Source organism: Pseudoalteromonas sp. GB43 (assembly GCF_054923805.1).
Genome location: NZ_JBPCHJ010000002.1, coordinates 386803 through 409776, shown reverse-complemented (window position 1 = coordinate 409776; position 22974 = coordinate 386803). Strand labels below are relative to the sequence as shown.

Sequence of the window (22974 nt, the reverse complement as noted above, 5' to 3'; positions counted from 1 at the left end):
TAGCAGCGATTTCACATCGCGTTTTTCTCGCATCTCTTATCTCGCAACTAGAACTTATAGCTCCCTCTCTATTTCGTTTTTAACTTATTCAACTCATCATCTTGTTGTGCAACAAGTGCATTAAGAGTTTGGCTACCATCACCGGCTTGGGTAGATAGCTCAGCGAGTTGTGATGCAGCATCTGAAATTAACGTCAGGTTGCGGTTTATTTCTTCTGTGACCGAGCTTTGCTCTTCTGCAGCCGTTGCAATGTGGGTAATTTGTTGCGTGATTTCGTCTACTTTAACTACAACTTCGTGTAATGCATCAAATGCAACTGAGGTTTCATCTACCGCGGTCTGTGCACGCACAACACCTTGTTCAATAACCTTAGACGCATTACCTACTTCTAGCTGTAAGCTGTCAATTAAACCACTGATGTCATCGGTTGATGAACGCGTTTTTGAAGCAAGAGCCCTTACTTCATCAGCCACCACCGCAAAGCCACGACCTTGTTCACCAGCCCTTGCTGCTTCAATTGCAGCATTCAGTGCAAGTAAGTTTGTTTGCTCTGCAATCGTTCGGATCACATCTAAAATTTGTGTAATATCGTTGCTGCGTGCCGCAACTTTTTCGACCGCTTGATTAGCCTCTTTAATTTCGTCCGACATGGTTTTAACTTGAGTAACCGCAGACGACAAGCTCGATTCACTGCTAACAACTAAACCATTTATTTCATCGGCTTGTTGCGCTGACTGCTCTGAGGCTCTTGCAACTTCAAGGGCTGTTGCGCTCATTTCGTTCATAGCGGTCACTACGCTCTCAATTTCTTGGAATTGAGCTTGAACGTTGTGCTTAGTATCAACGGCAACACTAGTCGCTAGGTGAGCCTGCTCTTTGGTTTGCGTTGATACATTCTTAAGCTCACCAATTAAATCGCGCAATTTAGCAAGAAACGCATTAAAGCCAGTTGCTAATGCGATTAGCTCAGCGTGAGTATCAACATGTAAGGTCTGAGTTAAGTCACCTTCAGCACTAGCAAGGTTATCAACGCGCTTTTGAATCTGCTGTAATGGCGCCACAATTGTACGGATCACTAAGGTCATGATCACAAAGGCTGCACCAGCAATAATAATACCCGTCATCAAAATCAAACCGCCTAGTGTATTGGCATTTTCACTCATGCTATTTGCTAGCGCTTGATCCTTCAAGGGCAAGCTCGGCGGGTACTTCAATCAGTAAGTTCCACTGTGTTTTTGCAAGCTTTATGGTAATTGGGTAGTTAACTAAATACTCATCACCGACTTTAAATACACCACTTTGCTTTTTCGCTTTTACGTAATTGTCTAAAGTGCTTTTAGCCACCGCCTCTTTTAACGGTCTGCCAAGCTTATCTTTGTAATGGCTGCTACCAACCACTAAATCGAGTGAGCTTAATAAAGTGACGCGGGCTTTGCCGTTATACAATTCTTTTGAGAGTTGCTCGGTCATGCTTTGAAATACAGGCAATGTTAAATCAACCCCGGCAACACCAATAAATTCGTTATCACGAAGAATGGGCACAGTTAAAGAGGTCATCATTTCAGAATAACCAGGGGTGATTTCGTATAAGTAGGGTTCCATAATACATGGCACTTTGGTGTCTTTTACACACAAGTACCACTCAGCTTCACGCTGACCAAATTCATTGAGCGTATCCACATATTTTTCAGCCGCATCGTCAACTGCCTGCTGTTCTATGCTGCCATCTCTATTACGAGTAAAGTAGATTTCTAAAGTACCTACACCAGCAACTGAGTGATCATATCCACTAATAAAATTAGCATCTCGGCCATCAAACGCATTTGCTTCAAATTGCGAATAAATAGATGAAAGAATAGTATTTTTTTGTAGCAAAGAGCGATTTAACTCAACCACCGCATCTCGAGTTAAGGTGCCTGCTGCATCGTGGTCCCCTAAGATTGCTGCAAATGAGTAAGGTACTCGATAGGCTTCGTTTATGAAACCTGCAACTTGTTCACCATACGCTACGGCATTTGAGGCTAGCTTTTCTTCAACTTCGGCGACAATCAGCTTTTCTGATTGCGCAGCTAAATCTTGGTTACTGCTCGATAATTGCCACCATAAAACACTTGATAAAACAAAAACGGTTATGAAAATGCTTCCAACTGTAAGCCATAACAACTTTTTCGCTAACGCTAACTGCCGCATTGATTCTTCCTGCTACTATTATAAATCACCTTTAGTTTAGACCATTTGACTGGTTTCATTAGGATAAATATAAAAAAAGTATGATTTCTAATAATTAAAAAGTAAGTTAATAATCAGCTAAATTAATAATAAACACCAATAGGCGAAAACAATGCAGCAACACACATTTGATTTTGACCAAATTATTATAGGCTCGGGATTTGGTGGCTCTGTGAGTGCGCTTCGCCTAAGCGAAAAAGGTAACCGGGTTTTAGTACTTGAAAAAGGTCTTCGCCGCGAAGATAAAGAGTTTCCAAAGACCAACCTAGATATCAAAAACTATATGTGGCAGCCAGAAATTGGCCTTAAAGGCTGCATTCAATTTTCGTTTACCAGCAAAGTCGCAGTGTTACATGGCGTTGGTGTTGGCGGTGGCTCACAAATTTATGCCAATGTGCACCTTATTCCTGATGATGAAGTCTTTCAATCTCCTGCTTGGACACGGATAAAATCAGACTGGAAAGACAGCCTCATGCCCTACTATGGCCTTGCACAGCGCATGTTAGGTAGCGCCAAAAATACCTATACCAATGTTGCCGATCACACACTAAAAGACATTGCTGATCAGATGGGGCAAGGCGACTCATTCAAAACCGTGAACACCGGGGTGCTTTTTGCAAAACCCGGCGAAGCCTATAAAAAAGAGCTACCCGACCCATACTTTAATGGCGATGGTCCGAGGCGAAATACCTGCCATTACTGTGGTAGCTGCATGATTGGTTGTCGCCATAATGCCAAAAATACTTTAATGAAAAATTACCTGTACTTTGCCGAACGCAACGGTGTAGAAATAAGACCTAGCTCTGAAGTAATCAAAATCATCCCGCTTAATGCAGATGGCAGCGCCGGATACAAAATTAAAATTAAAGATACCAGCCATCGCAATAGCCATATTTATACGCTGACAACACGGGGCGTCGTGCTAAGCGCAGGGGTCATGGGCACCGTGCCTTTGCTTTTAAAAATGCGCGATAAAGACAAAACACTGCCCAATATTTCAGCTTGGCTAGGCCAGCAAATTCGCACTAACTCAGAAACCCTCACCACCGCGAACAATACCACTAAAAAAGTTGATGATGGCGTTGCGATCAGCTCATTTATTTCGGTCGACAAATACACCAACATTGAAATTTGCCGGTTCAGAGAAGGCGCTGATGGCACATGGCTATATTTACCTTACGTTCCTATGGTGACAGGCAAAGGCCTCAAGCGTATTGCTAAGTTTTTAGTGAATACACTGCGCCATCCAATAAAAACAGCTAAAGTATTGCGGCCAAAAGGCAAAGCCCGCAGCTCAATTGTATTTTTGGTGATGCAAAAATCCGAGGCGTTTATTCACCTTGAATGGCGACGCAAGTGGTATCGGTTATTTAAGAACAGCATTACTGCGGTGCAAAAAGACAATGACACGCCGCTTAGCGTTAGTTTTCCAAAAGCAGAAGAAGCAACCAAACTCTACGCCGAAAAACTCGGTGGCGTGCCCGGTTCAGCCTTAACTGAAGTGCTCTTTGGTGCCCCAATGACGGCGCATATAATGAGTGGAGTCGCCATGGGCACTGATGCCTCTAACGGCGTTGTTGATAGCTCAGGTGAAGTGTTCGGCTATCAAAACCTACGTGTTATTGACGGCTCAATCATACCCGGAAATTTAGGGGTAAACCCATCATTAACCATTACCGCATTGTCGGAATACGCAATGAGCCAAATACCGGTATTCGATGCAGCCCGAGCAAGTAAGATAAAACCAATACAATTTAGTGAACCACGCGAAGGTCTAGTATCAGCACTTACTGGTTCAGGCGATTTAGCAAAATCGATTGCTGAAAAACAAAAAAGCCGTGCATAAAGCACGGCCTATTTTGGTAAATAGCGATTAGATCACTGATAACTCTACAGCAATGTTACCGCGTGTTGCGTTTGAGTATGGGCATACTTCGTGCGCTTTATTAACCAGTGCAAGAGCTGTGTCTTTATCAAGATCACCTACCGATACCGCAAGCTTAACTGCAATACCAAAACCACCTTCGATAGGACCAATTGATACTTCAGAGTTAATGTGGGTATCTGCTGGTAATTTAATTTTTGCTTGGCCTGCCACTAACTTTAATGCGCCGATAAAACAAGCCGCGTAACCAGCTGCAAATAACTGCTCAGGGTTTGTACCTTGACCATCATCACCACCTAACCCTTTAGGAGTTGATAGTGCCACATCTAAACGACCATCGTCTGATTTTGCTGTGCCTTCACGGCCACCTGTTGCTGTTGCTTTTGCTGTGTATGCGACGCTTTGTAGTTCTTTCATGATTACTCTCCTAATTGAGTGAAAATATATTTTGCATGCAAAATATATTAGATCAGCTTTTTCGGGATTGCAAATACTTTGCATGCAAATTAAAATACTCGTGTTGAATTTTGAGGATCGTGCATGAAATACCCACAACTAAAATTAGATAACCAGCTATGCCACCGCTTGTATATGGCATCGAATGGGATTGCCCGTGCGTATCGAGATTCTCTCAATCAATTAGATTTAACCTACCCACAGTACGTAGTTATGATGGCGCTGTGGGAAAAAGATCAGATCAGTATTGCTGAGTTACTTGAAAAAACCGCCATAGATGGCGGTGCGATGACGCAAATTTTGAAAAAAATGAGCGATAAAGCATTGTTGTCAATCACTAAGGATAGCCATGATAAACGCAAACGACTCGTGCAGCTCGAAGCCAAAGGCAAGGCGATGCAAGATCAAGCCGCTGAGATACCGTCGCAAATTCGTTGTCGCTTCCCGAGCATTAACGAACAACAAGCACTGCAACTAATTGAATTACTCGATTTAGTAAATAGTGACCTTAATTAACAAAAATTATTTGAAAGTGAATTTGGATTACACCTCTTTTTAATATAATTCTATACGCTATAGTGTTTAAAACTCATCAATACGGACACCATCATGAAAGCATTTGGATACACTACAGCAACCCCAACGTTATCTGACTCATCATTACAAGCGATTGAATTACCTGATCCCGTTGCGACAGGTCACGACATTCTTGTCGCCGTAGAAGCAATTTCAGTAAACCCTGTAGATACTAAAATTCGCGCTAACGTTTCACCAGACAATGGCTACAAAGTTATTGGCTGAAACGCTGTGGGGACGGTTAAAGCTGTTGGCGACAAAGTATCGTTATTTAATGTCGGTGACCGTGTGTTTTATGCTGGCGACTTAACGCGCCAAGGCAGTAATGCTGAGCTGCAACTTGTTGATGAACGCATTGTCGGTCTTGCACCAACAAGCCTGAGTAATAGTGAAGCAGCCGCCCTGCCCTTAACAAGTATTACGGCATGGGAGCTATTGTTTGACCGCTTACAGATTGAAAAATCTAAGAACAATAAGCCAGCCTCTGTATTAGTAATAGGTGCCGCAGGTGGTGTAGGCTCAATTTTAGTGCAGCTTGCCAAACAGCTTACCAATTTAACCGTTGTTGGTACTGCCGCACGAGAAGAAAGCGCCAACTGGCTTAAAGGTTTAGGTGTTGATCATGTGCTTGATCATAGCAAAAACCTTAACGAGCAACGTCTTGCGGCCGACCTGAATGAATTTGATTACGTAGTGAGCTTAACGCACACCGACCAACACCTTAATAGCATTATGGAAGTTATCAAGCCACAAGGTAAATTGGCACTGATCGACGACCCTGCAAGCTTTGATATTTTGAAGTTAAAGCGTAAAAGTATTTCGTTGCATTGGGAGTTTATGTATACCCGCTCAATGTTCCAAACAGAGGATATGATTGCCCAGCATCAGCTTCTATCAGAGCTTGCCACCTTGGTTGATAACGGCACAATTAAAACAACATTGAGTGAGCATTTAGGTAAGATAAACGTAGCAAACCTTATTAAAGCCCATGGGATTTTAGAATCTCACAAAGCTCGTGGAAAGCTTGTGTTGGAGGGGTTTGAGTAACGAGGAATGAAAAACAAGGTGCGAACACGTAGCAGCGATTTCACATCGCGTTTTATTCTCGTATCGCACCGACCTTAGCCATGTCGCGGCATAAAGCCGGTACTACCTATGCGCGCGAAACAAGTTTCACGCCTACGGCCAAGGTTTTACTTTTGTGTGGTGGTTAATTATTCATGACTAAAGCCATTCCTACGATAAATAGATACAAGATGCGAGCATGTAGCAGCGATTTCATATTGCGTTTTATTCTCGTATCGCACCGACCTCACCCATGTCGCGGAATAAAGCCGCTGCTACCTGTAGGCGTCACGCTTGCTTGGCGCGCGAAACAAGTTTCACGCCTACGGCCAAGGTTTTACTTTTGTGTGGTGGTTAATTATTCATGACTAAAGTCATTCCTACGAGAAATAGATACGAGTAGGTAGCAGCGATTTCACATCGCGTATTTCCTCGTTCAACAATAAAAGCACGCATCATTAAAGTGCATTACTGCATTTGCCTTTCACTATTTTAGTGCCTGATTTTAGGGACACCCAAACCACCATGAGTTAACTTATTGATTTTTAACGCATATAAATTTGATAAAGGTTTGGCACAGATCTTCCAATAGTGAGTGTGAACTGGCACTAACAAGGAGACTAACGTGACTAACTTCTTTCACACTCTTTATCTACTTTGGCGATTAGACATCAGCACATGGCATATACATGAAGCAAACGATCCGCATAATGTTGCTGATTTGGAGCGTCGTTATGTTAAATAATGACCCTGCATTTGTTGAAGCGCTAAAAAAAATTTCGGTGCACCAACTGACAATCACCGAAGCGTCTGAGCAGTACCACATTCCTAAACGTGTGTTGTATAAAGCTGCACGACAGCAACAAGTTAAACAGAACAAACAAAAAGCGTATTTAATTGCCACTCAGAAACGCCTTCAACAAAGTTTGCGTCATGTCGAATTAGAGTTAGCTGGCTTCAGCTAAATAACTTCTGTATGGTTAAAATACATGCACAAAAATGATGGACAAAGTATGCACGCAGTAGAAGTTAATTTTGATGGCTTAGTGGAATTTACTCACAATTACGCGGGATTATCGTATGGCAATGTCGCTTCACTAAGTCATGCCTCTTCACATTCAAACCCTAAAGAGGCTGTACTTCAAGGCCTTGAAAAAATGAAGGCGATGCACGAGTTAGGGCTAGAACAAGGTATTTTTGCACCCCATGCTCGCCCCGACATTAATGTGTTAAAGCGTTTAGGCTTTACAGGCAGCGATAGCCAAATTATTGAAAAAGCATTTAAAGCCGACCCCATTTTACTGCGAGCTTGTTACAGTGCATCGGCAATGTGGACAGCCAATGCTGGCACTATCTCGCCTTCAGTCGATACCCTTGATGGCAAAGTACACTTTACGGCTGCTAACTTAAATAATAAGTTTCACCGCTCGCTAGAACCCGTTACAACTACAGCATTATTAAAAGCCATGTTTAACGATGAGCGTTACTTTAGCCATCATACGCATTTACCTGATCAAGGCTTTTTTGGTGATGAAGGCGCCGCAAATCATAATCGATTATGCGACAGCCATGCAGATACAGGGCTTGAGATCTTTGTTTATGGGGCAAGTAGTTTTAATAGCGCCTTACCAAAACCTGTTAAATTTCCTGCAAGACAATCTCTTGAAGCTTCGCAAGCAGTTGCCCGTTTACATCAGCTAAAGCCAGAAAATCAGTTATTTATTCAACAAAATCCTGATGTGATAGATCAAGGTGTCTTTCATAACGATGTGATCGCTGTGGCCAATGGCAATGTACTTTTATGCCACGAACAAGCCTTTTTGCACCAAGCAGATACGCTGAAACAAATTAAACAAGCCTACCTTGGCAACAAGCCGCTACATATTATTGAAGTGCCAACCAATAAAGTGAGCATTACAGATGCTGTAAGCAGCTATTTATTTAATAGCCAATTAATTACCTTAAGTGATGACAGCATGATACTGGTTGCACCTAAAGAGTGTCAGCGTAATCAAGCTGTTCACGATTACATTCAAGAAATGATTTTGGCTGATAACCCTGTTCAGCAAGTGCGCTTTTTTGACTTGCGCCAAAGCATGCAAAATGGCGGTGATCCTGCTTGTTTACGCTTGCGTGTTGCACTCAATACTGACGAACTAGCCGCGGTTAATCCGGCAGTACGATTCAGCGAAGAAAAATATACCCAACTAGTAAATTGGGCGAATAAGCATTATCGTGACTCGTTAAGTAGTGATGACTTTGCCGATCCGATGCTTTTAACCGAAAGCTATCAGGCACTTGATGAGCTAACCAGCTTACTTAATTTAGGTTCTGTGTATCCATTTCAACAAGAATAAATAATGAAAATTAAAGCAGTGCATTCTATAAAAGGGGTGTCGAAATCCCTCAATAATTTGCTGATTGATAGCGTGGCCTGTGGCGCGTCAATTGGCTTTATTGCTCCTTTATCATTACAGTCAGCACACGACTACTGGCAAGGGGTTGATAGAGATTTAGCAACGCCTTACCGTAGGCTTTACCTTGCCCTAAATGGTGATACGGTGATTGGTTCAGTACAGCTTTCTTTATGCGCCAAAGCTAATGGCGCTCACCGCGGTGAAGTAGAAAAGCTCATGGTGCACAGCGAATATCAAGGCCAAGGAATTGCAAAACAATTGATGAATAGCCTAGAGACCGACGCGCGTATTTTAGGTCTTCAATTACTATTACTTGATACCCGCCAAGGTGACACTGCCTCATATTTGTATCGTAAACTCGATTATATTGAAGCGGGCACTATTCCTGGATTTGCGAAAAGTTCCTCCGGTGAATTTGACGCAACAGTGTATTTTTATAAGCAGGTCGCATAAACCAGCTTCAATAGCCTATCGATCTAACCATAAAGTCGACTAATAAAACTTTTGAAAAGTACTAAACTAGTACTGCGGATTTTTATTAGGAGCGATAAATGGCGCTATCAATACAGCAACGGGTACTCTTTCTAGCCCTACTTCCCCCCCTACTCATTGCAATTATGCTGACACTCTACAACTATGTGCAATCAAAACACAGTGGTGCACAAACCGTTGAAAGTTTTGCAACACAAATGGAAAACGACCGTAAGTCTGAAGTTAGCAATTACCAAAAAATTGCCATGAGCTCGATTGCTAACCTCATCGCACAAGATGATGGCTCTAATACTGAGCAACTAAAAAACCAAGCAAAAAGCATTTTACGTAATTTGCGTTTTGATGATGCTGGCGATACTGGCTATGTGTTTGTTTATGATGTAAAAGGTGTCAACATTGCCCATGGGGTTAACACCTCTCTTGAGGGTAAAAACCTTTATGATTTCAAAGATCCTAATGGGGTTTATCTCATTCGAGAACTGATTGATGCTGCAAAGAACGGCGGTGGTTATGTGCAGTATTCTTGGAAAAATACCAATGGCAGTGTGAATCCTAAGCTCGGCTATGCCGCTTTAGTACCAAAATGGAATTGGGTGCTAGGAACAGGTTTTTGGATCAGTGGTCTTGAGCAACAAGTCGCAGCGACAGAACAACGCGTTAATGAAGGTATCGATAATGCCTTTATAAACACCATCATCGCTTCTGTATTTGCTGTCGCAATTACCGCAGCGATTGCAGTGGTGGTATCGCGCAGTATTACTAGCCCTTTGCACACAACCGTACTAGCAATGAACGATATATCACAAGGTGATGGCGATTTAACCCAACGATTAATGGTGAAACGAGACGATGAACTCGGCAAGCTTGGCAGTTCGTTTAACCGCTTTGCCGATGACGTTGGTAAAATGGTTATTGATATTCGCCAATCATCGCAATCGATGAATCAAGCGTCACATAAGCTCAACGAGCTACTTGCCAATATGCATGCAGGTATTAATCGCCAACATGAAGAAAGTGAACAAGTTGCAACCGCAATAAACGAAATGTCGGCGGCGTCAATGGAAGTTGCACGCAGTGCGCAAGAGGCCTCAACGGCTGCTGAGCATGCCGATCATTTAGTCAAACAGGCTAACAACCAGTTGCTCATTGCCATAAAGGTGATTAACGGCATTGCTAAACAAGTTGATGAAGGGGCGAATGCGGTCGATCAGCTTAATCAACAATCGAGTCAAATTGGTAGTGTGCTTGATGTGATCAGAAACATTGCCGAGCAAACAAACCTACTAGCACTAAATGCGGCAATTGAATCTGCCCGAGCTGGTGAAGCGGGTCGTGGCTTTGCGGTGGTGGCTGATGAAGTGCGAACGCTTGCAAAACGCACGCAAGATAGCACTCATGAAATAGAGGCGATGATTGAGCAAGTACAACAAGGAACAACAACTGTAAATAACATTATGCAGTCAATCAAATCAGGCAGTGCAACCAGTGTTAATGAAGCGGGCGAAGTCGAAAAAGCACTCAATGAAGTATTGCTTTCGGTTAACACTATCACGTCACAAAATGCACAAATAGCCACAGCTGCTGAAGAGCAAACATCAGTGTCTGAAGCGATTAACCAAAACATGACGACCATTGTCGATATTGCGAATAAAACCGCCAATGATACCGATGTAGCCACATCGTACATGCACGAGCTGACAGACACAGCAACTCAGTTAGAACAAAATGTAAGTCGTTATAAAACCTAATATCTAGCGCCATGGTTAAGCAGGTAAATGTGCCTGCTTAACAAAAATCATTGGTCTTTTGTAAGTTCTTTAACCAATCAAACAAATCGTTATCGTAGCGCTTTAAACGTTGTTGGTGTTTGTCATTAAGGCTATAAAAAGGCGCAAAGCAAATATATTTTTCGCCCATAACAAGCACTAATCGCAAACCAAAAAACGAGTAATGGTGAATAAATTGCACTTGTCTTGCATGCATATGGCGGCATTGCCCGAATAAATTGCGGTAATGCACACCGTGGCGGCATACCGTTAAATTGCGTTTTGAATTGAATACAAGTACCGCTAATAGTAATGAAACAGAGCACAACAAAAAACTAAAAAGTAAATTACTTACCTCCGATTTACTATTCATAAACCCCACTAGTAAAAGCATATTTACTGCACTTAATAATGCCCAGCTCATAAGCTCAAAGCGCTTTTCCAAGTCAATAACCTTCATTTTCGTTCCTAGGTTCTTATTTTTTGTCATGGTGTCAGCAAAATGTGGAAGAAAAATGGATTTACCTAAAAAGCATTCTAAACTTGCAGTTATTTTTTATTCTGACTTTCAGCTTGTTACATAAAAGGTACAAAGGTGTTAATCGAAACTTATCATTAGAAGTTCAAGTTACATTAAGTTTTAGTTATTACACTGCTAATAAATTTTTAGAACACAGAGGGAAGAAATGATGAACTTTAAAACTACATTACTTAGCAGCGCCGTTTTATTTGCACTTGTTGGTTGTGGCTCAGATAACGACAAGAACGACTCGGTTGATCCTCAGCCGCAAACTGCACAGTTCACATTAGGTGTGTCTGATGCACCAGTGACAGGTTTAAAAGCTGTAAATGTTGTGTTTGATTCAATCACATTGAAAACCCAAGGTGGTGAAGAATTCACGTTTGAGACCCGTGAAGATAATGATGAAACCATGCCTGAAATGGTTAACTTATTAGACTACACAGGTGATGATGTATTTTCTTTATTAGAAGATGAAGAAGTGCCTGCTGGCGAATATCAATGGATCCGTGCAGATGTGATCAATGGTGACACAAACGATTTAACCATGACTTCGCATGTTGTTTACGAAGATGACAGCATTGCACCACTGGTTGTTAAACGTAAAGGCAACGATGGTATCGGTGAAATTCAACTTGATGGCTTTACCCTTAACCAAGCTGGTAACGACTTTGTTATTGAATTTGACCTCAAAAAGTCATTAGTTGATCCACAAAATAGTGATGAGATCTTCTTAAAACCACGCGGTGTTCGCTTAGAAAACCTTGCTGAATCTGAAGATATCGAAGGCACTGTAAGCGACGTACTTATCGCTAACTGTGAAACTGATAATATCGATATCGCACTAGAAGATGGCTCATTCGGTCATGCTGTTTACCTATATAGCAGCGATGTTGAAATGCCAATGGACAATTATGAAGTTAACGAAGATGAAACACCATTAGATGCACCTCTTGCAACGGCAGATGTTGTGTTCGATAGCGAAGATAACCAATTCGAATTTGAACTTGCGTTCATTCAACCAGGTGATTATCAACTTGCTTATACCTGTGCAGCGCACATCGATGACGCTGAAACGCAAGACGAAGCATTTACGCTTTATCAAGTAAAACCAATTACAGTAACATCGGGTGAAGACTTAGACGTGTCTTTCACTGTTTCTGAATAATATTGGCATACCCCATTAAAAAGCCCGCACTGCGGGCTTTTTAATTATTGGCCACCCATTTAGCGACTCCTAGTGCTTCCATCACAAACTCAACAGATAATGCAGCTAAAATTAACCCCATAATTCGCGTTAGTATCGATGCACCGCCAACCCCAATAACTTTCAAAATTCGCTCACTTAACAACAGCAATAATAAAGTGATCAATAACACTACCAGCATTGTTATTGCCGAAATTACTTGTTCCTGAACGCTATAAATATGGTTATCGGTAATTAGAATAACCGCTAAAATTGCACCCGGCGATGCTGTTGCGGGAATTGCTAAAGGGAATACAGAAATATCGTGCTGTGACTCAACATCACCTTGCTGAACATCCTCAGCAAAAATCATTTGTAGACCGAACAGAAATAAAATAATGCCACCAGCAACTTGGAACGACAACAAACTAATACCCATTGCAGTTAACAGCAACTGCCCTATGACAATAGCTCCAATTAATACAATGGCAGCATAACCCACCGTTTTAAAAGCAGTCTTTCGCCTCCTATCGGCAGGCAATTTAGCTGTTAAAGCAGCAAACAACGCCATTGTGCCGATAGGGTCTATTGTTGCCCAAATGACTAAAAAATCATGCAAAACTTTATCTAACATATATACCTTAAAATGAGAATGCACTCCTTTTACATTAGCAATTTTTTGCACTAATAAGTATTACACAGATCCTTGAGTTATTGAGCTGCAGATTTTTAGAGCCTTTTTGTAACGATTTAATGACAGGAAAACTCTTTATTAGCCAAATACTAAAACCGGCATAGCCTCCCCTTGTAGCTATGCTGGTTTTCTCGTTGTTACTATCTGAATATGTTAATATTATAAGCCTACCCAAACAGCCTAGGCTTTGTTATGACATCGCGTATTCTCAAATCGATTTTTTACTCATCTTTTCTATTAGGCTCTGCTGTATTTTTGCAAGGTTGCCAAGAACAACCTCAATCAGATCAAATTGCCGTCACCGGCGGGCTTATCCAAGGGCAAAAAGAAGGACGTTTTATTGCCTATAAAGGCATTCCGTATGCTGCAGCTCCGGTGGGAGAGTTACGCTGGCGAGCGCCGCAACCTGTGCCCAAGTGGCAAGATGTAAAAATACTTAACGATTACGCGCCTGACTGTATGCAAAAGCCGTTTGCAGCCGATGCAGCACCGCTGACAACAACCCCTTCGGAAGATTGCCTTTATTTAAATGTATTTAAACCCACTAAACCCAGCGATACTCCTTACCCTGTTGTGGTGTGGATACACGGGGGTGGTTTTGTAAATGGTGGCGCATCACCTGCTGTTTATTCAGGTGAGAGCTTTGCTAAACAAGGGGTTATTTTTGTTAGCTTTAATTATCGCTTAGGCCGATTTGGCTTTTTTGCGCACCCTGCCCTTAGTCGTTTTGAGAACGATGCACTGGGCAATTACGCTTTGATGGATCAAATTGCAGCCCTAGAATGGGTGAAACAAAATATCGCTCAATTTGGTGGTGATGCTGCAAAAGTGACACTCATGGGTGAATCTGCAGGAGGCGCATCGGTACATGCGATGATGCAAACCCCTGCAGCTAGCAGCTTATTCCAGCAAGCGATTATTATGTCAGCAGGCGGACGAGAACTATTTAAGCAGTTGCCACTTAATAGTGATGACGACACCGTGTTAAGCGCCGAAAAGATTGGCGAAAACTTTGCCAAACAACACACCATTTTAGGCAGTGATGAAAATGCCCTTGCTGCACTACGTGAGTTATCAGCCGAAGACGTGGTTGATAACCTAAATTTGAGCACATTAAACCGACAAAATGATGATGAACCTACGTACGTTGGCGGGCCAATTATTGATGGCACTATTATCAATTCGGCGACAGAAGCACGCTTGAGTAAAGGTACATTTAGCCATGTCGCGACTATGGTTGGCACAACAGATATGGATTTAGGCTTTGCTAATTTTGCTTCTAAAGATGCGCTATTCGCGAGTTTTGCTCCGCACAGTACACAAGCAAAAATGACTTACGATGCAAGCGGCGAAACGCCATTGCATTTACTCAATTACCAAGTTGGGCAAGATGCTTTAATGCAAGAGCCTGCAAGGTTCGTTGCAAAACGTGTGACAGATATGGGAAAAGATGCCTTTTTGTATCGTTTTGGCTATGTGGCGCAAACTTTAGATAAACCCGGTGCAGAGCACGCCAGCGAAATCCCATACTTTTTCAATACTGTGGCTGCAAAATATGGGCACGTTACCACTGAGCAAGATAAGCAAGCCGCTAAAATAATGCACCGTTATGTGACGAACTTTATTAAATTAGGCACACCAAATGGCCCAGGTTTACCGACTTGGCAAGCATATCAAAATGATGAATCTTTTATACTGCAAATGAGTAAGTCAGGGACTGCAGAGTTTTTACCGGACCCCTTACAAGCGCGGTTAAACATCACAGCAACAAAAGCTGAAAAGTAATAATTAAATAAGGCGCTTAATAAGCGCCTTATTTTTATCCTTGCTGCTGAACATACTCAAGCGCTGTCAACTTGTGGTATGTCACATTAGGATGAAATACATGAGTAGGATCTGGGTCTACTACTTCAATTGGCGTGCCTTGACTGCGTGCAATATCGAGTCCCATTTGCGTAATATTGACGCTAAACGAGGTGCCGATAAAGACGATTTTATCGGCATCGAGCATGCGCAGTTGCGCCTCAGAAATTCGATAAAGTTCAGTGTAGTATTCGTCAAATAACAACACGTAAGGCTTAAACGATTCGTTGAGCTTAGGGCTTTCATTATTAATATTGAACACCTCAAGCAAGGAGTGGTGGAGGTTGTCTTCGTTGACTTTATCCCACGGTGCGTTAAAAGCCATCACATCGTCACCTTGATGGTGAAACAGTGTCATTTGATCTAAGCAACCATGAATAGCAATAAAATCAGTGTTTCCCGCTTTGCCATCAAGGCCATCGATATTTTGTGTAATGAGATTTTTATCACTCAACCAATGATGAACCTCATTATGATCGTGATGGCGGTAGGTTGCAAAACGATGATAATACCAAGCTAAAAATTCGCGAGGGTTGTTTTCGTACATAGCACGGGTTGCCATTTCCATCGGCGTATAATTTTTGCTACCAATGGTCCAATAACCATCTTCACCACGAAAGGTTGGTATACCGCTAGCGGCACTCACTCCCGCTCCAGTAATATAGAGTGTATTCATAGAGATAACTTTACCTTGTAACCAAGGGCATCGGCTGTCACTTGTTGATTATTGTCCATACCACCCAGACGATACAAACTTCCTTGGTGCTCTAATAAACCTCGATGATCCATGCTCGCGGTATCGGCTTTTGGCATTACTTGCCATGTGTTTTTTTCAACATCAAAGCGCCAAACATGATCACTCGCTGGTGCTGGTTTGCCATCGTATCCCATGCCATTGTAGTTATATGGGTTATCAGAGCCGCCCATCATATAAATATCGCCATTAAAACTGGTTGCTGCCATACGGTAATGGGCTACACCTGTAGGGTGCGGCACGGTACGCCAATCTATTTTTAATGGGTTATCAGCATCAATCGTGCCTTTTAAACACTGTGCAACCGCAGCAAAAGAGCGGCGCTTATCAGCATTCGCCTGTGTTTTAACGCCATCACACACCAATAGAGTGTTTCCACTAATTGCCGCTGCTTGGCCAAACACCGGTTGACCTAAAAACGGCGATGCCTGTTGCCAAGTATCTGTTTGCGTATCATACACTTGTACTAAGTTAACATTACCATCGTTATGCCAACCACTGACCAAATAGATATAACGCTGCTGGTACTTAAGTGCCACACTGTCATCCACGGGCACAGGCATACTGGCAAGTTGCGTATATGAATTAGAGAGCACATCATAGCGATATACATCGGGTGTAGAGATTTCTTGATGATCGGCGCTAACGGTATACCCACCAAATACATAGGCATGCTTACCCACACCCACTGCGGTACTCGCCAAACGACCAGTAAGAGGCAATGTACTTGGCACAGCTTTAGCCGCTTGCCACGCGTTGTCGCCCACTTTAAGGACCCACACTTTATTATGAACATCGGTATGTGCCTTGCCTGAACTCAAGCCCATAAAGCTTAGGAAGTAGGCTTGTTCATCAATAACAACTTTGGCGACAGCATTGTTTGCGACGGGTTCAGGTAAAGCAGGAATGGTTGCAAGTGCAATAGAAAATAACAGGCTCATAAATTAAACAGGTAACTTAACACGTCTCTTAAGAATACCATTTTATGAGCCTGAATAAAGGCTCGCTATTAGTAAGCAATACTAATACGTTGATTTAAATGCGCTGCCGACTGTGCTTCATCAAGCATCGCTTTAGCATAATCAGTAACTGATATTTTGCTTTCGCCATTTGCATCAGTAAAGAAGCTGTCGCCACCAACACGGTACGAACTTCTGACTCCCCAGGGTAAATGACCGCTGCCGGTGATACAAAAGTCCAAGCTGTATCTGCTGCTGATGCTCTAAATACATCAAGTGCCTCACCTTGAGCAATGGCTTCTGCTTTGTATTCAGCAGGAAAATCTGGGCTTGATACCAGAGTTACACCGGGTGCCACTTCTATGCTACCAGCACCGCCCACCCATAAAATACGTGTGCCAGTACCTGCAAGCGCGTTTAATAATTGCTTTGCTGTGTTTGCAACAATTTCATGGTTACCTAAAGCACGACCACCAATTGCCGCAATAACAACATCACTACCTGCAGCTGCAGTTGCGATATCGTCTTTAGTTAAATCAAATTCAGTCACAGTGACGTTATCTTGGGTTACTTTACTTGCGTCTCTAACTAATGCATTAACTTGATGACCACGTGCGATTGCTTCTGAAGTAATGTGGCTGCCAATCCAACCTGTTGCGCCAATAACTGCTAATTTCATGAGGAATTCTCCGTTGTTTGTTTCAATGATTGCAGTTTACTTGTTCACCAATTACTGATAAATACACTATATAGATACACATTGTTTCATTTTAAGATACCAATGGATAAACTCACTTCAATTACTAGCTTTGTCGAAGTTGCCCGTACAGGCAGTTTTACTCAGGCTGCAGAGCATTTAGGTTTAAGCCGATTACAAGTTTCTAGGCATATTCAAGACATTGAAAAGTGGCTAAATTTAAGGTTGTTTCATCGCACAACACGCAAAGTAAGTTTGACCCTTCAAGGCGAAGAAGCCCTTAGCTATTGCCAGCAAATATTAAATCAAGTGTCTGATTTACAAAGCCGAGCACACAGTCATAACAACGAATTGGTAGGTACCATTCGCGTTGCCTCCCCGATTGGGCTTGGCCAACATAAGCTATTTGATGCCATTGAAGAGTTTACCAAACGCCACCCGCAGACGCGCTTTGAACTGTTACTTTCAGATAGTTTATCGCAGCTGGTTGATGACCGCGTTGATATCGCTTTGCGTTACATCCACCAGCCCGATGAAGGTCTTATTGCCCGTAAGCTAATGTATATCGCAACCGCAGTGTGTGCCTCTAACGATTATTTAGCTGTGCACCCACCGATTTTTGAGCCGAGTGACTTATCTGTTCACAATTGTCTTGTTCATAACAAACACACTATTTGGCAATTTCAACACAACGACAACACACAAAAAGTGAACGTGAAGGGCAACATTGTTGCCAACGATATGGGGGTGCTTCTAAAAGCAGCAAAACAAGGAATCGGGGTGGCTCACCTACCATGCGATCTCGCCAATGACTATTTGGCATCGGGTGAGCTTGTAAAAGTACTGCCAGAGCATACTACTATGGGCTCTCACTTATGGGCGGTGTATTTATCGCGTAACTTCCAACAAAATGTGGTGAGAGCGTTCATCGACTTTTTAGCAGAGCACTGGCAACACGATATTTTATAATCTAAACCTGCTGCAAATACGTATAAGCTACAAAAAGGAGCCGTAATGCAGCACTTAGATCATGAAGTATCACGCATCATAGAAATGGCGTGGGAAGACAGAACCCCGTTTGAAGCAATAAACCAACAGTTTGGTTTAAATGAAAAAAACGTTATTGCACTGATGCGTGAGCAATTAACGAGCTCGAGTTTTAAACTCTGGCGAAAGCGCGTATCAGGGAGACAAAGTAAACATATTAAACTTCGCCATCCCGATATTTTAAGAGGTTATTGCAAAACTCAATATAAGCACAGGTAACACTATTTAAGTTGGTCAGCGAACTGACCAACCGCATCGACCACTTTTTGTGCGCCATTTTGAATATCTGACATAACTTTGCCAGATTCAGTTGCTAGGCTGTAGCCTTGTTCAGCTTTGCTCTTACCTTGTTCTATAACTTCAACTGTATTTTGAGTCAGTGCCCTGTTTTGCTGTACAACATCAACAATTTCAACAGTCGCTTTTGAAGTACGTGAAGCGAGCTGTCTTACCTCATCAGCAACAACAGCAAAGCCCCTTCCTTGTTCGCCAGCACGAGCTGCTTCAATCGCTGCATTAAGCGCTAATAGGTTTGTCTGATCAGCAATACTACTGATACTTTGAACTATATTTGCGATTTGCTGAGACTGTTTATCAAGTGCTGTGATCTCATTTGCTGCTTGTTCCATTTTATTTGCAAGTTCATCCATAACACTAACCATATTACTGAGTACTTCAGCCCCTTGATGAGCGATTTGATCAGTTTCAGTCGAGGTACTATAAGCAATGTCAGCTGCTTGAGACACAGCTATTTCACGATTTACTTGATCAGTAATCACCGTTGCAAACTTAACAACCTTATAAAGCTCCCCTTGTTCACTAAACACAGGATTATATGTGGCTTCTAACCACACGGGATCACCATACTTATTAACACGTTTGAATCGAGAGGAAACAAACTCACCTTTTTGAAGTTTCTGCCAAAATGCCGCGTACTCTGATGAGCTTGCTTCTTCAGGTGAACAAAACATACTATGGTGCTTACCAATAATTTCGTGTTCTTTATAGCCGACACCCAGTAAAAATTGCTGATTTGCTTTTAATACATGACCCGTTAAATCAAACTCGATTACGGACCATAGAGCGATGAATTGCTTTTACTAAGTCCTGGTTTTCGCGTGACGATTCAATCGTGCGTGTTAATGCATTTGCATGCAATGTAAAATGAAGAAATTGGTTTTGCTTATTTACCACAGGATGAACGAACACTCTTAGCCAAGCCTCTTCACCTTTAGCATTGACCAACTGAACGGCTCCTGCCCATGGCTTTTTGTTTTGTAGTGCGTGTTTAAAGTTCAGATAGTGTTCTGTTTTTCGCGCCAATTGCGGCACTAAATCAAGTAATGCAATCCCATCAAGTTGATTTGCGCTAAAACCCAGTTCAATTTGAACTTGGGGATTAGTATCAATAACACAGCCTTTGCCATCAAGCGTTAATGTAAGCATTAGCTCATCAAGATTTTGCTTTATTTGAGAAACCCTAAATAATTCGTCTTCAAGATTGGTTATTTTATTTTTTAGTGGCTTGGTAGAAAACATGGGGTACATCACTTCATTGCTAAATTAAAATTCAAACAGTGAACTCATTTACTTAAAAAGTTACTGAATATTAAACTATTACAATATATCCCTATATTTCTATGATATGGAGTTTCAAGAAGTGAGACAAGGTATTCCTTCCAATTCGCAAAAAATAGGAGGAGCTTTAAGGAAATTAAACCGCATTGATAACACAGCAAAATTTCGTTATTAGGTTGCTTATAATACTCTACAGCTGCATCAATGCAGATGCCTAAGGCTTATTGCAAATTAGAATCACTTATTTAACTGGTTAGCAAACTGGCCAACCGCATCAACAACTTGCTGTGCTCCATGTTGAATATCTTCCATTACTTGTCCTGATTCATTCGACAAAGCAAGACCTTGCTCTGCTTTGACTTTCCCTTGTTCTATAACCTTTACTGTATTTTGAGTTAATGATTGATTTCGCTGAACAACTTCCACAATCTCTTCAGTTGCTTTAGATGTCCGAGATGCTAATTGCCTAACCTCATCTGCAACCACCGCAAAACCACGGCCTTGCTCACCTGCACGAGCAGCTTCAATTGCAGCGTTAAGCGCTAATAAATTAGTTTGATCAGCAATACTACTAATGCTTTGTACAATACTTGCTATATGTTGCGACTGCTTATCTAAGGCTGCGATTTCTTGCGCCGCTTGCTCCATCTGTAAAGCAAGTTCATCCATAACAGCCACTGTGTTTTTAAGTACTTCAGCTCCTTTTACAGCGAGTTTGTCGGTTCCTGTTGAGGTACCGTAAGCAATCTCTGCCGCTTGAGAAATTGCATGCTCACGATTCACTTGTTCAGTGATCACAGTTGCAAATTTCATTACTTTATAGAGATCCCCAAAATCATTAAAAATCGGATTGTAAGAGGCCTCAAGCCAAACGGTATTACCAAACTTATCAACACGTTTAAAGCGAGATGCTATGTACTCACCATTTTTTAAACGCTGCCAAAATTGCTCATACTCAGTAGAGTTTGCTTCTTCTGGTTCGCAAAACATTCTGTGATGTTTACCTTTTATCTCTTTTTCGGAGTAACCCATCGCATTATAAAAATGACTATTTGCACTTAAAACATGACCCTCTAAATCAAATTCAATAACCGCCATAGCACGGTGTAACGCTTTAATAATGTCTTTATGCTCTCTTGCGGTAGCAATTGTATCGGTTAGTAAAGTGGCATAAATTGCGAAAAATAGAATTTGATCTTGAGGACCTTTTACTGGGTGCGAAATAATTCTAAGCCACTCTGTTTTACCACTTTTGTGATAAAACTGCAGCGCCCCAACCCAGTGCTTACAATGCTCTAAAGCAGAAGAGAATTGGCTAAATTGTTCAGTAGATTTGGACTCATTTGTAATGATGTCAAATAGGTGCGTGCCAGGGAACGCATCTTTATCGTAGCCAAGTGCTTTGATAAAGTTCTGATTTATATAGGATACCTCGCCGCTTTCAAGTACATTAAGCGAAATCATTTCTTCATTCAAGCCATCACGCACCTGCTGTAGATGAAATAACTCAGTCTTTAACGACACAAGCTCAGAGTTTACTGACTTACTGAAAAACATAGGATCCTCAAGAGATTAACGTGCATTAAAGTAAGTGTAGAACATTTGAATCAAGGTGTACTAATAAGCTGTAAATTTTATTATTAATTCACTCAGTCAGCTTAATATATTTTTCAGCAAGCTCATCTAACGTTTCACGATGATTAGGATCAGGCTTAATACAGTCTATAGGACATACACTAACGCAGGTAGGATTATCATAATGCCCAACACACTCAGTGCATTTATTAGGATCGATTTGATAGATTTTTGCCCCCATATAAATAGCTTCATTCGGGCACTCAGGATCACACATGTCGCAGTTAATACATTTGTTGTTGATGAGTAATGCCATGACACACCTTTAAGCACTATAAAAGGGTATTATTTTTAAAATCTAATCTAGTTTTTAAAAACAACGAAAATTGCAGCCGCGCACTATAAATTGCAGCGTAATAAGTTTCTTTGATTTAGATCAAGCTTAAAACCTGTTTGGAATCTCCAAGTCCGATACTGCAAAAATAAATGCAATTATTGATTATCTACCGAACTAAGTTATGTGATGAGATAAGTGAGAGGTTTTATAGCATTTAGATTTTGCCTACCCATACCAGTAGCGATAATAAGCACCTCATCAGAAGTATAAATTTTCTCAGAAAGAGGCAATGAGGAAGGGTTCTAAATTGGACTTAACCGAGTAATGTCAGGAAAAATAAGTTTAGGAGCCCTTCATGAATAGCAAAGTTGGCATCTTTTGGTTTGCTGAAAACACATTAGTCTTTAAAGCTCAAAGTGCTATCGACTTAAAGCCAGATCAACTTGGATTTATTGATAGCACGCTGCAACACCAAGTTGAGTGGGAAGATAATAATATTTATCAATTGTTTAGTTTAATGCTAGACAACACTGACTACTACAACTTTCCCAGAGGTCGAGTTGTTTTTAATGTTGATCAAAATACCTCATACGTATATTTAGACAAAAGCTTGTTTAAAAAGCATATAGTCAAAAAGATAAAAGCTAATTTTTCTTTACTAGATACAAATGCCAGGTTCTTTACTGATCCTCATTACAATTGCTTTAGTAGTATTTAGAAAAATATAGCCCTAATTGAGGAGTATTAAAAACGAAGTAATTAACTAAGATAATTTATTTTTCAAAAGTTCGTTTTCGACCTACAGTTTTTATCCTGTAATAATCTAGATTGAACATATCTATTCAACAATGAAATTATTTATTATGATGTTACTAAAA

Annotated in this window: 20 protein-coding genes and 4 pseudogenes; 12 read left to right on the top strand and 12 right to left on the bottom strand. The window is 41.4% G+C overall.

Annotated features, from left to right (window positions below; translation table 11 throughout):
* Window positions 1-68 precede the first annotated feature (68 nt).
* Window positions 69-2190, bottom strand: a pseudogene (locus tag ACRWSG_RS19220) (methyl-accepting chemotaxis protein).
* Between the two features lie 151 nt (window positions 2191-2341).
* On the opposite strand from ACRWSG_RS19220, the gene ACRWSG_RS19215 reads away from it, so the two are divergent.
* Window positions 2342-4075, top strand: a complete 1734-nt coding sequence (locus ACRWSG_RS19215; protein ID WP_462167240.1) for a GMC oxidoreductase — start codon at window positions 2342-2344, stop codon at window positions 4073-4075.
* Between the two features lie 27 nt (window positions 4076-4102).
* Here the strand turns inward: ACRWSG_RS19215 and ACRWSG_RS19210 are convergent, their stop codons facing one another.
* Window positions 4103-4531, bottom strand: coding sequence for an organic hydroperoxide resistance protein (locus ACRWSG_RS19210; protein WP_054553604.1), 429 nt, complete (start codon window positions 4529-4531; stop codon window positions 4103-4105).
* A gap of 123 nt (window positions 4532-4654) precedes the next feature.
* On the opposite strand from ACRWSG_RS19210, the gene ACRWSG_RS19205 reads away from it, so the two are divergent.
* From ACRWSG_RS19205 to ACRWSG_RS19180, 6 genes and pseudogenes are all read left to right on the top strand, one after another.
* On the top strand, window positions 4655-5086 hold the full coding sequence (locus tag ACRWSG_RS19205; protein WP_054553603.1) for a MarR family winged helix-turn-helix transcriptional regulator: 432 nt from the start codon (window positions 4655-4657) through the stop codon (window positions 5084-5086).
* 93 nt (window positions 5087-5179) lie between these two features.
* Window positions 5180-6193, top strand: a pseudogene (locus ACRWSG_RS19200) (zinc-binding alcohol dehydrogenase family protein).
* 752 nt (window positions 6194-6945) lie between these two features.
* Entirely contained in the window at window positions 6946-7176 is a 231-nt protein-coding gene (locus ACRWSG_RS19195) for a helix-turn-helix domain-containing protein (RefSeq protein WP_138617797.1), read from the top strand.
* Window positions 7177-7224: 48 nt separating this feature from the next.
* Complete coding sequence (gene astB, locus ACRWSG_RS19190) at window positions 7225-8568, top strand: N-succinylarginine dihydrolase (protein WP_462167238.1); 1344 nt, start codon at window positions 7225-7227, stop codon at window positions 8566-8568.
* A 3-nt stretch (window positions 8569-8571) separates the two neighbouring features.
* Window positions 8572-9081, top strand: a complete 510-nt coding sequence (locus ACRWSG_RS19185) for a GNAT family N-acetyltransferase (RefSeq protein ID WP_462167237.1) — start codon at window positions 8572-8574, stop codon at window positions 9079-9081.
* Between the two features lie 98 nt (window positions 9082-9179).
* Window positions 9180-10868: a methyl-accepting chemotaxis protein gene (locus ACRWSG_RS19180; RefSeq protein WP_462167236.1), complete on the top strand. Its 1689-nt coding sequence runs from the start codon at window positions 9180-9182 to the stop codon at window positions 10866-10868.
* Window positions 10869-10905: 37 nt separating this feature from the next.
* Here ACRWSG_RS19180 and ACRWSG_RS19175 read toward each other — a convergent pair whose 3' ends face one another.
* Window positions 10906-11346 carry a hypothetical protein gene (locus ACRWSG_RS19175; protein ID WP_054553598.1) on the bottom strand — a complete coding sequence of 147 codons (441 nt, stop codon included), beginning with the start codon at window positions 11344-11346 and terminating at the stop codon, window positions 10906-10908.
* A 229-nt stretch (window positions 11347-11575) separates the two neighbouring features.
* On the opposite strand from ACRWSG_RS19175, the gene ACRWSG_RS19170 reads away from it, so the two are divergent.
* Window positions 11576-12574 (top strand): DUF4382 domain-containing protein, encoded by a 999-nt coding sequence (locus ACRWSG_RS19170; protein WP_462167544.1) that lies wholly within the window; start codon window positions 11576-11578, stop codon window positions 12572-12574.
* A 40-nt stretch (window positions 12575-12614) separates the two neighbouring features.
* On the opposite strand, the gene ACRWSG_RS19165 is transcribed toward ACRWSG_RS19170, so the two are convergent.
* The gene (locus ACRWSG_RS19165) at window positions 12615-13226 is read right to left on the bottom strand and encodes a MarC family protein (RefSeq protein WP_462167543.1); all 612 of its coding nucleotides are present in this window, start codon (window positions 13224-13226) and stop codon (window positions 12615-12617) included.
* Between the two features lie 252 nt (window positions 13227-13478).
* On the opposite strand from ACRWSG_RS19165, the gene ACRWSG_RS19160 reads away from it, so the two are divergent.
* Entirely contained in the window at window positions 13479-15071 is a 1593-nt protein-coding gene (locus ACRWSG_RS19160; protein WP_462167235.1) for a carboxylesterase/lipase family protein, read from the top strand.
* A 34-nt stretch (window positions 15072-15105) separates the two neighbouring features.
* Here the strand turns inward: ACRWSG_RS19160 and ACRWSG_RS19155 are convergent, their stop codons facing one another.
* The 3 genes and pseudogenes from ACRWSG_RS19155 to ACRWSG_RS19145 form a co-directional block, all read right to left on the bottom strand.
* Window positions 15106-15825 (bottom strand): SIR2 family NAD-dependent protein deacylase, encoded by a 720-nt coding sequence (locus tag ACRWSG_RS19155; protein WP_462167234.1) that lies wholly within the window; start codon window positions 15823-15825, stop codon window positions 15106-15108.
* On the bottom strand, window positions 15822-16844 hold the full coding sequence (locus tag ACRWSG_RS19150; protein ID WP_166338459.1) for a Kelch repeat-containing protein: 1023 nt from the start codon (window positions 16842-16844) through the stop codon (window positions 15822-15824). The genes ACRWSG_RS19155 and ACRWSG_RS19150 overlap by 4 nt, the downstream gene beginning before the upstream one ends.
* 68 nt (window positions 16845-16912) lie before the next feature.
* Window positions 16913-17541 (bottom strand): annotated as a pseudogene (locus tag ACRWSG_RS19145) (NAD(P)-dependent oxidoreductase).
* 102 nt (window positions 17542-17643) lie between these two features.
* Between ACRWSG_RS19145 and ACRWSG_RS19140 the strand changes: the two are divergent.
* Both ACRWSG_RS19140 and ACRWSG_RS19135 read left to right on the top strand, forming a co-directional pair.
* Complete coding sequence (locus ACRWSG_RS19140) at window positions 17644-18528, top strand: LysR family transcriptional regulator (RefSeq protein ID WP_462167232.1); 885 nt, start codon at window positions 17644-17646, stop codon at window positions 18526-18528.
* 45 nt (window positions 18529-18573) lie between these two features.
* A complete protein-coding gene (locus tag ACRWSG_RS19135; protein WP_054553589.1) occupies window positions 18574-18825 on the top strand; it encodes a TIGR03643 family protein in 252 nt (83 codons plus the stop codon).
* 2 nt (window positions 18826-18827) lie between these two features.
* On the opposite strand, the gene ACRWSG_RS19130 is transcribed toward ACRWSG_RS19135, so the two are convergent.
* The 5 genes and pseudogenes from ACRWSG_RS19130 to ACRWSG_RS19110 form a co-directional block, all read right to left on the bottom strand.
* Complete coding sequence (locus ACRWSG_RS19130) at window positions 18828-19385, bottom strand: methyl-accepting chemotaxis protein (protein ID WP_462167542.1); 558 nt, start codon at window positions 19383-19385, stop codon at window positions 18828-18830.
* A gap of 33 nt (window positions 19386-19418) precedes the next feature.
* Window positions 19419-19625: pseudogene (locus ACRWSG_RS19125) on the bottom strand (PAS domain-containing protein); the annotation flags it as partial.
* Between the two features lie 40 nt (window positions 19626-19665).
* Complete coding sequence (locus ACRWSG_RS19120; RefSeq protein WP_462167230.1) at window positions 19666-20145, bottom strand: PAS domain-containing protein; 480 nt, start codon at window positions 20143-20145, stop codon at window positions 19666-19668.
* Between the two features lie 276 nt (window positions 20146-20421).
* Window positions 20422-21741, bottom strand: a complete 1320-nt coding sequence (locus ACRWSG_RS19115) for a methyl-accepting chemotaxis protein (RefSeq protein ID WP_054553588.1) — start codon at window positions 21739-21741, stop codon at window positions 20422-20424.
* 88 nt (window positions 21742-21829) lie between these two features.
* A complete protein-coding gene (locus tag ACRWSG_RS19110) occupies window positions 21830-22075 on the bottom strand; it encodes a YfhL family 4Fe-4S dicluster ferredoxin (protein WP_054553587.1) in 246 nt (81 codons plus the stop codon).
* Between the two features lie 376 nt (window positions 22076-22451).
* On the opposite strand from ACRWSG_RS19110, the gene ACRWSG_RS19105 reads away from it, so the two are divergent.
* A complete protein-coding gene (locus ACRWSG_RS19105) occupies window positions 22452-22814 on the top strand; it encodes a hypothetical protein (RefSeq protein WP_462167228.1) in 363 nt (120 codons plus the stop codon).
* Window positions 22815-22974: the final 160 nt, after the last annotated feature.